This window comes from Sphingomonas sp. T1, assembly GCF_902506585.1.
GTDB classification, from domain to species: Bacteria; Pseudomonadota; Alphaproteobacteria; order Sphingomonadales; family Sphingomonadaceae; genus Sphingomonas; species Sphingomonas aerolata.
Genome location: NZ_LR733875.1, coordinates 1,288,700 through 1,301,876, shown reverse-complemented (window position 1 = coordinate 1,301,876; position 13,177 = coordinate 1,288,700). Strand labels below are relative to the sequence as shown.

The 13,177-nt window shown below is 68.0% G+C and carries 10 protein-coding genes; 7 read left to right on the top strand and 3 right to left on the bottom strand.

Annotated elements, in window-relative coordinates; all coding sequences use genetic code 11:
* Positions 1-222 precede the first annotated feature (222 nt).
* Positions 223-1,155 carry a right-handed parallel beta-helix repeat-containing protein gene (locus GV027_RS05800; protein ID WP_159511257.1) on the top strand — a complete coding sequence of 311 codons (933 nt, stop codon included), beginning with the start codon at positions 223-225 and terminating at the stop codon, positions 1,153-1,155.
* 106 nt (positions 1,156-1,261) lie between these two features.
* Here GV027_RS05800 and GV027_RS05795 read toward each other — a convergent pair whose 3' ends face one another.
* A complete protein-coding gene (locus GV027_RS05795) occupies positions 1,262-2,956 on the bottom strand; it encodes an alkaline phosphatase family protein (RefSeq protein ID WP_201302661.1) in 1,695 nt (564 codons plus the stop codon).
* Positions 2,957-3,026: 70 nt separating this feature from the next.
* Between GV027_RS05795 and GV027_RS05790 the strand changes: the two genes are divergently transcribed.
* The 4 genes from GV027_RS05790 (at position 3,027) to GV027_RS05775 (ending at position 8,402) form a co-directional block, all read left to right on the top strand.
* A complete protein-coding gene (locus GV027_RS05790; RefSeq protein ID WP_201302579.1) occupies positions 3,027-5,060 on the top strand; it encodes a protein-disulfide reductase DsbD family protein in 2,034 nt (677 codons plus the stop codon).
* Between the two features lie 71 nt (positions 5,061-5,131).
* Entirely contained in the window at positions 5,132-6,655 is a 1,524-nt protein-coding gene (locus tag GV027_RS05785; protein ID WP_056406093.1) for a circularly permuted type 2 ATP-grasp protein, read from the top strand.
* Positions 6,655-7,590 carry an alpha-E domain-containing protein gene (locus GV027_RS05780; protein ID WP_031439469.1) on the top strand — a complete coding sequence of 312 codons (936 nt, stop codon included), beginning with the start codon at positions 6,655-6,657 and terminating at the stop codon, positions 7,588-7,590. Before GV027_RS05785 ends, GV027_RS05780 begins: the two co-directional genes overlap by 1 nt.
* Positions 7,590-8,402: a transglutaminase family protein gene (locus GV027_RS05775; protein WP_159511254.1), complete on the top strand. Its 813-nt coding sequence runs from the start codon at positions 7,590-7,592 to the stop codon at positions 8,400-8,402. The genes GV027_RS05780 and GV027_RS05775 overlap by 1 nt, the downstream gene beginning before the upstream one ends.
* A 10-nt stretch (positions 8,403-8,412) precedes the next feature.
* On the opposite strand, the gene GV027_RS05770 is transcribed toward GV027_RS05775, so the two are convergent.
* Entirely contained in the window at positions 8,413-9,198 is a 786-nt protein-coding gene (locus GV027_RS05770) for an arginyltransferase (RefSeq protein WP_159511253.1), read from the bottom strand.
* Between the two features lie 128 nt (positions 9,199-9,326).
* The gene (locus GV027_RS05765; protein ID WP_056406096.1) at positions 9,327-10,583 is read right to left on the bottom strand and encodes a threonine ammonia-lyase; all 1,257 of its coding nucleotides are present in this window, start codon (positions 10,581-10,583) and stop codon (positions 9,327-9,329) included.
* A 57-nt stretch (positions 10,584-10,640) separates the two neighbouring features.
* Here GV027_RS05765 and GV027_RS05760 point away from each other — a divergent pair, with 57 nt between their 5' ends.
* Positions 10,641-11,495: an NAD(P)-dependent oxidoreductase gene (locus tag GV027_RS05760; protein WP_159511252.1), complete on the top strand. Its 855-nt coding sequence runs from the start codon at positions 10,641-10,643 to the stop codon at positions 11,493-11,495.
* Entirely contained in the window at positions 11,492-13,177 is a 1,686-nt protein-coding gene (locus GV027_RS05755) for an amidohydrolase (RefSeq protein WP_159511251.1), read from the top strand. Before GV027_RS05760 ends, GV027_RS05755 begins: the two co-directional genes overlap by 4 nt.

Below are 13,177 nucleotides of genomic sequence, written 5' to 3'. Positions count from 1 at the left end.
CGCGGTCGGGGGCCCCCCGCCGGCTTTATGCTGCCGGGTCGTATGCGGCCGGGCAGGCGGCGGCAATATGCTTCGGCACGGTCGAACCGGTGTCGATCCGTTTGCAGGCTGCGCCATTGCGGGACGCGGGGCGGGCCCCCGCTATCGGCAGCCGGGACGCATCCGCGCTAAGGACGGGGCGTGGCGGCGCAATCGTGGCTGGCCGATGAGGGAGTGCCCTGCTTGAACCGATCGCTCTTATTGCTCGTGCTGGTTGCTGCGTCCGCCTCGGCCCAAGCGCCGGTGCGGCGCGCGTCGCCCTTCACCGTCGACGGGCAGGGCTTTGCGACGCTGCAGGAGGCGGTCTCGTCGATCCGGCTCGGCACCGCGACGATCCTGATCGCGCCGGGCACCTACCGGCAATGCGCGGTGCAGGCGGGCGGGCGGATCACCTTCAAGGCGGCGGAGCCGGGTACCGCGATCTTCGAGGGCGTGGCCTGCGAGGCGAAGGCGGCGCTGGTGCTGCGCGGGCAGGGGTCGGTCGTCGATGGCCTGGTCTTTCGCGGCTACAGCGTCCCCGACGGCAATGGCGCGGGGATCCGCACCGAGATGGGGGACCTCAGCGTCGTCAACGCGATGTTCCTCGACAGCCAGGAGGGCATCCTCGGCGGCGAGCCGAGCGGGCAGCGGATCACGATCGACCGGTCGACCTTTTCGGGGCTAGGCCAGTGCGACCAGTCGCCCAGCTGTTCGCATGCCGTGTATCTGGCGAACCAGGGCAGCGTGACGATCACCCGGTCGCGGTTCGAACGCGGGACCGGCGGGCATTACGTCAAACTGCGCGTGCCGACCGTCTCGATCACCGACAACAGCTTCGACGACAGCGCGGGGCGCAAGACCAACTACATGATCGACCTGCCCGACGGCGCGACCGGGCTGATCGCGCGCAACACCTTCGTGCAGGGACGGCAGAAGGAGAACCACACCGGTCTGATCGTCGTCGCGGCGGAGGCGAAGACCTATCGCTCGACCGGGTTGCGCGTCGAGGACAATGACGCGCGGCTGGCACCGGGCGATGCGACCAGCCCCGCATTCCTGGCGGATTACAGCCATGACCGGCTGGCGCTGGGGGCGAACCGGCTGGGGCCGGGGTTGCGGGCGTTCGAGACGCGGTAGTTTTTGGCAGAGCCGTCGGGAAAAGTGGGCCGGTAGCACCGCGTCCACACCCCCCATCATCCCAGCTTTCGCTGGGATGATGGAAGGGGCGGGGTGGCGAGCCCCCTCAATTCGGGCAGGTGCTCGCCGCGCCGGCGTCGAGGTCGAGGCAGCGACCGTCGAGCCCCGATACCGGCAGGCCGATCGTTGCGGCGAGCGTCGGGACGATGTCGACGGTTTCCACCGACAGCGGCTGTTCGAACCCGGCGATCCCCTTGCGCCAGAACAGCATCGGCACGCGGCGATCATAATCCCACGGGCTGCCGTGCGTTTCGACATAGCCGCCGGCGGGCGACACGATTGTCGTCACGCGTGGCTTCAGGAGCGTGACGAACTGGCCCGAGCGGCCCTCGGCATAGGAGGCGCGCGCGCGTTCGATCAGCGTCCAGGTCTCGGGCGGGGTGGTCGGCATCGGCGTTGCCATGATCTCGGCAGCCGAGAAGGCGGCGGCGACCTGCGGCAGCGCACGGTAGCGGCGCAGCGCCTCGGTCAGCACCCTGGCGCGCGTCTTGGCAGGTAGCGCATCGTCGATATAGACGTCGCCCTCGGTCCCGAGCAGGACGCTGCCAGGCAGGCCCAGATCCTTGGCGATCGCGGTGCCGACCTGCTTGGCGAGCACATTCTCGTCCATATGCGCCTCCATCGGCATCGCGCGCTGCTGCTGGCGCTCGGTCGCGTCGTGCGCACCGTGATCGGCGGTCAGCACGACCTCGTAATCCACGCCGGTCTCGTCCAGCACCGCGAAGAAGCCGCCGAGCGTCTTGTCGAGCTCGGCCATCTGGATGCACATCTCCGACCCCTGCGTGCCGTAGGTGTGGCCGATATAATCGGTCGCCGATGCGCCGATGTCGATGATGTCGGTCTGCGGCCCTTGACCGAGCTTCATGTCCTGCACGAGCGCGGCTGCCATCGCGAACACCGCGGCATCGGACGCCGGCGACACGCGGAAGCCCTTGGCGTCGCCCGCCTCGCGCTCGAAGCGGCCCTGGCCGTACGTCTTGCCCGCGATCACGATCGGGTGGTTCACGCCTGCGCAATAGCCGGGCAGCGGCAGCGCGGCCTGGGGCAGCGCGATCAGCCCGGCGACCGCGGTGCGCGTGCGCTGCACCGCCGGCGGTACCGCGCGGCCCGCATAGGAGACATAGGTCTTGCCGTCCCACCACCAGAGCTCGTCGACCTTGTGGCCGCCCATCATCACCGCCGCGCGATCCTTGCCCGCGACCGAGACCGAGCGGGTGCGCGGATCCCGCGCCTTCATCATCTCGCCGAGCGTCGGCACCTTCAGGTGCATGTCGGACACGGTGTAGCTGTCATGCGTGCTGCCCGCGACGCGCTCGTCCTCCGAGCAATAGACGATCTTGTCGGGACGGCCGGCGCGCTGGTCGACCCAGTTGTTCGCGATGATCCCGGTATGCGCGGGACGCATGCCCGTCAGGATGGTCGAGTGGCCGGGGCAGGTCTCGGTCGCGGCATGGCTCTGATAGCCGCTTGGAAACACCACCCCGTTCAGCAGGCGGGTGAAGCCGCCGGTGAAGTGGTTGCGATATTGCTGGAACAGGTCGGCGGCGAACTGGTCGACCGAGATCGCCACGATCAGCTTTGGCGGCGTGGCGGGCGTCGGTGCCACAACCGCCGGGGCCGGGGCCGGGGCCGGGGCTGGGGCCGGAGCGGTCTGCGCGGACGCGGTCACGGACGCGGCCGGGGTCAGGAGCAACGCGGCGATAAGTGCTTTCACGGACAGTCCTTTGACGAGCAGCGGCATGACTGCTTTCGGATGTAATGCGGTGTCGTCCTCGCTATGGCTGTGGCCGATGAACGAAACAAGGATGGCCATGCGCAGTTTACGTTGCGTCCTGATGACGATGCTGCTCGCGCTGTATGGCCTCGTGGCGACGCCGGCGCTGGCTGACCCGCTCGACGGCTCGAGCCGGCATCTGAGCATGCGCCTCGTTGCTGAAAGCGACCATCCGAAAGCGGGCGCACCGCTGACCATCGCGATCGCAACGACTCCCGATACGGGCTGGCATGGCTATTGGGCCAATCCGGGCGATGCGGGGTTTCCCGCGACGTTCGACTGGACGCTGCCGCGCGGGGCGACGGCGGGGCAGCCCGAATGGCCCGTCCCGACGACGCTGCTGATCGCGGGGCTGATGAACTATGTTTACGAGGCGCCCTATGCGCCACTCGTGACGATCCAGGTGCCGGCGGGGCTGGCGGCGGGCGCCAAGCTGCCGATCCGGCTGAAGACGTCTTATCTTGTCTGTTCGGCGACGATCTGCGTGCCCGAGGAGCAGGCGCTCTCGCTCGACCTGACGATCGGTGACGGCGCGCCGTCGCAGGCCAGCGCCTTTGCCGGATGGCGGCGGGCGATCCCCAAGCCGCTCGATGCGGGCGCGACCTATGCGGTCGACCAGGGCGTGCTGCGCGTCGCGGTGCCGTTCCCGGCCGGGGCCAGGGCGCAGGATGCCTATTTCTTCCCGCTCACCACCGGCGTGATCGACAATGGCGCGCGCCAGACCGTGACGCGGTCGGGCGATACGCTGACGATCGCGACGCGACTGGCGGCCAATGGCAAGGCCAATGCGTCGATAGAAGGTGTGCTGCGGATCGGCGACGCGCAGGGGCTCGCGGTCAGCGCCGCGCCGGGGGTCGTTGCGGCGGGGCCATCGGATAATGCGGGCGGGCTGTGGGCGACCGCACTGGCGGCGTTTGCGGGCGCGGTGCTCGGCGGGCTGATCCTCAACATCATGCCCTGCGTCTTCCCGATCCTGAGCCTGAAGGCGCTCAGCCTCGCGCGCGGTGGCGCCAGCGAACGCGAGGCGCGGCACGAGGCCCTGGCCTATACCGCGGGCGTCGTGCTGGTGTGCCTTGGCCTTGGCGCGGCGATCCTCGCGCTGCGTGCGGGCGGGTCTGCGGTCGGCTGGGCGTTCCAGTTGCAGCATCCCGCGGCGATCATCGTGCTGCTGCTGCTGAGCACCGCGATCGCGTTCAATCTGGCCGGGCTGTTCGAGGTGCCGACGCCGCGGTTCGCGGGCGAAAGCGGTGCGAGCGGTGCGTTTGCGACCGGTGCGCTGGCCGCATTCATCGCGACGCCGTGCACCGGGCCGTTCATGGGTGCAGCGCTGGGCGCGGCGCTCGTGCTGCCCTGGCCCGCGGCGATGGCGGTGTTCGCCGGGCTGGGACTCGGGCTGTCGCTGCCGTTTCTCGCAATCGGCTTCGTACCCGCGTGGCGGCGCTGGCTGCCCAAGCCCGGCGTCTGGATGGAGACGTTCCGGCATGTCCTGTCGGTGCCGATGTTCCTCACCGCGATCGCACTCGCCTGGGTGCTGGGCCGTCAGACTGGCGTCGACAGCCTGACGCTCGCGCTCGTCGCGGTTCTGGCGATCGGCGCGGTGCTGTGGATCGGCGGCACCCGGCAGCGCAAGGGCAAGGCGTTCGGCGCGGCGACCCTTGCCGCGCTGGCGGTCGTGTTCGTCGGCAGCGCGGTCGTCATCGCCCGCGCGCCGCCGGCCGCGGCCAAGACGGCGGTCGCCGGCGACGAGGCGTTCAGCGAGGCGAAGCTTGCCGCGCTGCGCGCCAAGAAGCGCGGCGTGTTCGTCTATTTCACCGCCGACTGGTGCCTGACATGCAAGGTCAACGAGAAGGCGGCGATCGAGACCGCGACGGTCCGCGACGCGTTCGCCAAGAACAAGGTCGCGGTGCTGATCGGCGACTGGACCGATGGCGACCCGGTCATGGGCCGCTTCATCGAGGCCCATAACCGTGCAGGCGTGCCGCTCTATCTCTATTATGCGCCGGGAGCGGCCGAGCCGACCGTCCTGCCGCAGGTCCTCACCCCGGCGCTGCTGGCGGGGCTGGGCGTCTAATCCGGCTTGTGCAGCGCGGTGAAGCGTTGCAGCATGGAACTGCAACGCTTGATGGGGAATTTACCATTTCGATGGGGAAACAAGCGTTCGACGAAATCATGGGGGCACCGGGCGATACCCGTGTCCGTCCCGAACTTGCCGCCTTGGGCCGCTGGATCGAGGAGACGCCCGACGCCGAGTTGCGGCGTCGCCAGCAGGCGGCTGAAACGACGTTTCGGCAGCTCGGCATTACCTTTGCCGTCTATGGCGAGAACGAAGCGGCCGAACGGATCATCCCGTTCGACATCGTCCCGCGGGTGTTCCTGCATGACGAATGGACGCGGCTGTCCGAAGGGCTCGTCCAGCGTGTCGAGGCGATCAATGCGTTCCTCGAGGATATCTATGGCGAACGCCGCATCCTAAAGGAGGGGATCCTCCCCGAGGATCTCGTCATGGGCAATGCGCAGTTCCGTCCCGAAATCGCCGGGATGCGCCCGCCGCATGGGGTCTGGGCGCATATCTGCGGGATCGATCTGGTACGCACCGGACCCGACGACTTTTTCGTGCTCGAGGACAATGCGCGGACGCCCTCGGGGGTCAGCTACATGCTCGAGAATCGCGAGGCGATGCTGCGGCTCTGCCCCGAGCTGTTCCGCGAGTTTCGCGTCGCGGCGGTCGACAGTTATCCCGATCGGCTGCTCGAGACGATGAAGTCGGTCGCGCCGCACGGCGTCAGCGCACCGACCTGCGTCGTGCTGACGCCGGGGCATTATAACTCGGCCTATTACGAGCACAGCTTCCTCGCCGATACGATGGGCGTCGAGCTGGTCGAGGCGGCCGATCTGGTGGTCGACGATGATGTCGTATGGATGCGGACGATCGCGGGGCGCGTGAAGGTCGACGTGATCTATCGCCGGATCGACGACGATTATCTCGACCCGCTGGTCTTCCGTCCCGACAGCGCGCTCGGCGTGCCGGGGCTGATCGCCGCCTATGCCGCGGGCAATGTCGCGATCATCAACGCGCCGGGCAACGGCATCGCCGACGACAAGGCGATCTACAGCTACATGCCCGACATCGTGAAATTCTATTCGGGCGGCGAGTGCAAGCTGCCCAATGTCGAGACATGGCGGTGCCGCGAGCCGCAGGCGCTGAAATATGTTCTCGACAATCTCGAGGACGTCGTCGTCAAGCTGGTCGACGGTTCGGGCGGCTATGGCATGCTGGTCGGCCCGACCGCGACGAAGCAGGAGATCGAGGATTTCCGTGCCGCGCTGATCGCCGAGCCGCATCGCTACATCGCGCAGCCGACGCTCGCGCTGTCGACCGTACCGACGATGGCCGAATCCGGGCTGTGCCCGCGCCATGTCGATTTCCGGCCGTTCGTGCTGACCGGGTCGAAGGGCGTCCAGGTCGTGCCGGGCGGGCTGACCCGCGTTGCGCTGAAGCAGGGGTCGCTGGTCGTGAATTCGAGCCAGGGTGGCGGTACGAAGGACAGCTTCGTCCTGATGGCGGATCAATCGCAGCGGATGGGGGCGGGCGGCATGACGCAGACGCTGGGCGGGATGACGCAGACGCTCGGCGAAGGCATGCCCGGGCCGGAGGCGCAATCCTGATGCTGTCGAGGACCGCCTCGTCCCTTTATTGGCTGGGACGCTATTTCGAACGTGCCGATTTCATCGCGCGGTTGGTCGAGGCGACGGTGCGCCTCGACGTGTTGTCGTCGCAGCCTGCGGGCGAGGCGGCCTGGGCATCGGCGCTGGCGGTCACCGAGACCGACGAGGCCTTTGCCAAGACCGGGGTGCCGGTCGGGCAGCGCGACGTGGTGCGCTTCCTGACGCTCGACGCCAGCCATCCGGGATCGATCGTCCGCTGCCTCGACATGGCGCGCAACAATGCCAAGGCGGTGCGGACCGCGCTGACGCGGGAATCATGGACCGCGATCAACCGTGCGTGGCTGTTGTTCGAAAACCGCGCGACCCCCGGCAGTACGACCGCGCAGCTCAACCTGGTCGAGGCGGTCAAGACCGAGACGCGCGGGTTCGAGGGTGCGATCCACCGTATGCTGCGCAACCAGACGACCTGGTTCATCCGGCTCGGCCAGGCGGTCGAGCGCGCGGACAACACCGCGCGGCTGCTCGACGTCAAATATCATATCCTCCTGCCGGAGGGACAGAAGCTGGGCGGCGCGATCGATCGCGACCAGTGGACGACCATCCTGCAGACCGTGTCGGCGGTGACCGCCTATCGCTGGATGTACAATGACGGCCTTCGGCCGGCCGACGTCATCGATTTGTTGCTGGCGCGTGCGGAGCTGCCGCGTAGTCTCGCAGCCTCGGTCGAGGAGACGGTGGACGTGCTCAATCTGCTTGCGAAACGCACCGGCCAGCATGGCGAGGCGGACCGGATGGCGCGGCTCCGTGCCTCGCGGCTGGGGCGAACCCGATCCGGCGAGGTGATCGCATCGGGTCTGCACCAGTATCTGCAGGCCTTCATCCAGGAAAATGCGCTGCTTCACGGCGCGATCGGCCGGCAGTTCAAGTTCCTTTGATGCGGTTGTCGGTCGATCACCGCACGATCTATCGCTTCACCGAGCCGCAGAGCCGCCTCGTCCAGATGCTCCGCATGACCCCGCAGAACACGCATGACCAGACGGTCGCGCAGTGGCGGATCGATATCGACTGCGATGCCCGGCTGCGGCAGGGGCGCGACGGGTTCGGCAATGCCATCACGATGCTCTACATCGACGGGCCGATCGACGGGATCGAGATCGACGTCACGGGCGAGGTGCTGACCAGCCATTCCGACGGCGTCGTGCACGGCGCCTATGAGGTGCTGCCGCCGGCGTTGTTCCTCCGGCCGACCGAGACCACCGCGCAGGACAAGGCCATTGCCGACTTCGCCGCACGCGCCGCGACCCCCGCCAAGGGCCGGATCGGGGCGCTGCACCGAGTGAACGAGGCGTTGCACGAACGCTTTGCCGCCAATCCCGGCCGTCCCGAGCCAAACCTCGGCGCGGCGGCAGCGTTCCGGCTCGACAGCGCCACCTCGCGGGACTTTGCACAGATGTTCATCGTCGCCGCGCGTTCGCTGGGGGCGCCGGCGCGCTATGTGTCGGGCTATCTTCTGACCGAACGCGAGGATGATCACCGTCCGACGCCGCATGGCTGGGCGGAGGCGCATGTCGACGGGCTGGGCTGGATCGGTTTCGACCCGTTCACCGGCGACTGTCCAGAAGAGCATCACGTCCGGGTTGCGGTCGCCCTCGATGCCGCGGGGGCCGCGCCGGTGGCAGGATCGCGGCTCGGCGAGGGCGGCGAGCGGCTGGAGGTCGATGTCGTCGTGTCGCGGGACGGCCAGTGACCGTCGGCGGCTAGTCCTTGCGCTGCCTGGGGCCCTGCCCGGAGGCGGCCGCCAGCAGGTCCTCTTCGCTCAGGCGGCTCCATCCGCCCGGGCCGAGCGCCTCGATCGGGCGGTAGCGGATCTTGTATTCCATCCGGCCCGATCCCTTCACCCAATAGCCCAGATAGACATAGGGTAGCCCCGCACCGCGTGCGCGCAGGATGTGGTCGATGATGATGTAGTTGCCGAAGCCCGGCCGCGATGCGTCGTCCGCTGCGAAGAAGCTGTAGATCATCGACAGCCCGTCGGCCTGGCGATCGGTGAGGCAGGCGCCGACCAGCCGGCCCGGGGCACTGCCGATGCCCGGTTCGCGATATTCGACGATCAGCGAGTCGACGGGCGAATGCTCAACCATGTCGGCATAATCGTCCTCGTCCATCCCGGCCATGCCGCCGTCCGGGTGACGCGCCGACAGATAGCGGCGCAACAGCTGGAACTGTTCGTCAGTCGCCCATGCGCGACAGACGGTCGCGGTGATGTCGCCGTGGCGCTTGAGCAATTTGCGCTGCGTCGCGTTGGGCGTGAATTCCGGCGTCACGACGCGAACCGACACGCAGGCGCTGCAGCCGGTGCAGCTCGGCCGGTAGGCGACGCCCTGGCTCCGTCGAAACCCGATCCGGCTCAGCGCGTCGTTGAGCTCGACCGCATGCGGGCCGTTCAGCTCGGTGAAGACCTTCCGCTCCTCCCGATCGGGCAGATAGGGGCAGGGGCCGGGGCTAGTGACGAAGAACCGGGGAAACCGAAAAGGCGCAGTCATCGCGAAGTGCCCCTCTCTCGGCTTCATGCGCTCTCAAGGCGCGGGCGGTATATGATTCCTGTGCGGGCCGCTGGAAAGTGGGGCGGCCCGCGGTGGTAAAAGAAATTCCCGGCGGCGTTGGCCAGGGATCAGGCCAGTTCGACGGTGCTCGTCTCGTAGCCCGCCGCCTTCAGCGCGGTGACCAGCCGATCGAGATGCGCGCGATCGCGGGCCTCGCATTCGATATCGGTGATCAGCCCCTTTGCCGGCAGCGTCGTAAAGACGCGCTGATGATACACCTCGATGATGTTCACCCGCTCCTGATCGAAGATCCGGGCGACGTTGTACAGCGCGCCGGGCTGATCCTGCAGGCGGATGCGCAGCCTTGCGAGGCGGCCCGAGCGTGCAAGATCGCGCAGCAGGACGTTGGCGAGCAGCCGCGTGTCGATATTGCCGCCGCACAGGATGATCCCGACAGTGCGCCCCTTGAAGCGCTCGGGATGCTGGAGCAGCGCGGCGAGGCCGGCGGCACCGGCGCCCTCGACGACCGTCTTCTCGATCTGGAGCAGCAGGCTGACCGCCATCTCCAGACTACGCTCGCTGACCAGGACGATGTCGTCGACGAGTTCGGCGACCATCTTGGAGGTGATGCCGCCGGGCTCCTTGACCGCGATCCCCTCGGCCAGCGTGTCGCCGGCGCAGGGCATCGTCGTCCCGTTGATGCGGTTGTACATCGACGGGAACAGCTCGGCCTCGACGCCGACCACCTCGATCGCATGACCGCCCTGCGCGGCGTTGGCCCGTGTCACGGTCGCGACGCCCGAGATCAGGCCGCCGCCGCCGATCGGGACGACCATCATGTCAATCTCGGGCACGTCCTCGAGCATCTCGATCGCGGTCGTGCCCTGGCCGGCAATGACGCGGGCGTCATCGAAGGGATGGACGAAGGTGAAGCCGCATTCGCCCTCGAGGATGCGGGCATGCGCATAGGCGGCGTCGAAGGTGTCGCCGAACAGCACGACCTTGGCGCCGTGCCCTTCGGTCTGCGTGACCTTCACGGTCGGGGTGTTGGTCGGCATCACGATCGTCGCGGGGATGCCGAGCCGGTTGGCGTGATAGGCAAGACCCTGTGCGTGATTGCCCGCCGACGCAGCGATCACGCCCTTTGCGCACGCTTCGGGCGATAGCTGTAGCAGCGTGTTAAGCGCGCCGCGTTCCTTGTAGGCCGCGGTGAACTGAAGATTCTCGAACTTCAGATAGACCGTCGCGCCGGTCATCTGGCTCAGCGTGCGGCTGATCAGCGTCGGCGTGCGGACGATCGAGGCGCGGATCCGGTCATGCGCGGCGCGAACGTCGTCGATGGACACGGGAAGGGTGGGTGCCGCTACGGCAGCGAGGGTAGCCATAGGCGTTGCGCTAGACCATCTGGCGCGCAGGGGAAACACCGCTTATGCGCTTGATCCATGGCAAAACTGGCATTCATCGGGACTGGCGTGATGGGCGCGCCGATGGCGGGGCATCTCGTCGCGGCAGGGCACGACGTCACCGTCTATAATCGCTCCCAGGCCAAGGCTTTGGCATGGGCCGATAAATATGGCGGATCGGTCGCGGACACGCCGGCTCTGGCGGCGCGCGAGGCGGATGCGGTGTTCACCTGCGTCGGCAATGACGATGATCTGGCGGCAGTGACATTGGGTGAGGACGGCGCGTTCGCGGCGATGCGCGACGACGCGGTGTTCGTCGACCATACCACCGTCTCCGCCGCGATCGCCCGGCGGCTGGCGGGCGCCCGCGCGCTCGTCGTCGATGCGCCGGTGTCGGGCGGGCAGGCGGGTGCCGAGAACGGCACATTGTCGATCATGTGCGGTTGTTCCGCCGACGCCATGGCGAAGGCCGAGCCGTATATGCAGGCCTATGCCGCACGGATCGTCCATGTCGGTGACGCGGGCGCGGGCCAGACGACCAAGATGTGCAACCAGATCGCGATCGCCGGGGTGATCCAGGGCGTGTCCGAATCGATCCGCTTCGCGCAGAATGCCGGGCTCGACCTCGACAAGGTGTTCGAGGCGATTTCGGGCGGCGCGGCGCAGAGCTGGCAGATGGTCAATCGCTGGCCGACGATGGCGAAGGAAGACTTCGACTTCGGCTTTGCGGTCGACTGGATGCGCAAGGATCTGGGGCTCGCGCTCGACGAGGCGCGGCGCAACGGCGCGGTCCTGCCGGTCGCGGCGCTGGTCGATCAATTCTATGCCGATGTGCAGGCCATGGGCGGCGCGCGGCAGGATACGAGTGCGTTGGTGCGGAGATTGCCGAAGTGAAGCCTGTCCTGTTCGCAAGTGCCGCCCTGTCGCTGTTCGCCACCCCGGCGCTGGCCGACGGGATCGTCGACAACGTCAACGGCCTGACCATCACCGAGGGCGGCAAGATCGTCCGGTTCAAGGCGATCCTGGTCGACAAGGACGGCCGCGTGACCCGGCTGGTGCCGCCGGGGGAGGAGCCCCCCAAGCTCAGCCGCAAGGAATTGAAGAAGAACGCGGGCAAGCCGCTCTATGACTGGCGCACCGACATGGGCGGCAAGACCGTGCTGCCCGGCTTCGTCGATGCGCATGGCCATGTGATCGAGCTCGGCTTCGGCGCGCTGTCGCTCGATCTGTCGGCAGCGACCTCGCTCGACGACGCAAAGTCGCGGATCGCCGCCTATGTCGCGGCCAATCCCGATCGCAAATGGGTGCTCGGCCGCGGCTGGAACCAGGAAGCCTGGGGGCTCGGGCGGTTCCCGACCGCCGCGGATCTCGACTCGGTGTCGGGCGGCCATCCGATCTGGCTGTCGCGCGCGGACGGCCATGCCGGCTGGGCGAACAGTGTCGCGATGCGCGAGGCGGGGATCACCGGTGCCACGGTCGCCCCGGCGGGCGGGCGCATCGAAAAAAGCGGCGGCGCGCCGTCGGGCGTGTTCGTCGATGCCGCGCAATCTCTGGTCGAGAAGGTCGTGCCGCAACCGCTGCCCAAGGAGCGCGATGCGGCCTTCCTTACTGCTCAGCGGATCCTGCTCGGGTACGGCGTCACCGCGGTCGCCGACATGGGCACCACGCTCGACGACTGGCTGACCTATCGCCGGATGGCGGATATCGGCGGGTTGCGCGTCCGGATCATGAGCTATGCGCTGGGGGTCGAGACCGCTGGGCGGATCGGCGGCAAGGGGCCGACGCCGTGGCTGTATGACGACCATCTGCGGATGGGCGGGGTGAAGCTCTATGCCGATGGCGCGCTCGGCTCGCGCGGCGCGTGGTTGCTGAAACCCTATGCCGATGCACCGGGGCAGACCGGGCTGGGCTTCCTGACCGATGCGCAGCTCCAGAACCAGATGAGCCGCGCGGCGATGGACGGGTTCCAGGTCGCGGTGCATGCAATCGGCGATCGCGCGGACCAGCAGGTGCTCGACGCGATCCAGGTCGAGAGCGAGACCTACAAGGGCGACCGGCGCTGGCGTGTCGAGCATGCGCAGATCGTCGATCCCGCCGACCTGCCGCGCTTCGGCAAGTTCGGCACGATCGCCTCGATGCAGCCCACCCACCAGACCAGCGACCGGACGATGGCGGAAGCGCGGCTCGGACCGGGGCGGCTGACCGGCGCCTATGCGTGGAAGTCGATGCTGGCGAACGGATCGAAGCTCGCCTTTGGTACCGATTTCCCGGTCGAGAAGCCCGATCCGTTCGCCACCTGGGCCGCCGCATTTACGCGGCAGGATGCGAACAACCAGCCGCAGGGCGGGTGGCAGCCGCAGGAGCTCATCTCGCGCGAACAGGCGTGGTGGGCGATGACGGGCGCCGCCGCCTATGCGGGGTTTGCGGAAACGAAGTTCGGTGCGCTCGCCGCCGGGCAGCGCGCCGACTTCATCGTCGTCGACCGCGATCCGATGATCGCTTCGCCGACCGAACTGCGCGCGATCAAGGTTGCCGAGACTTGGGTCGGCGGCGAGAAGGTCTGGGTTCGGAAATAG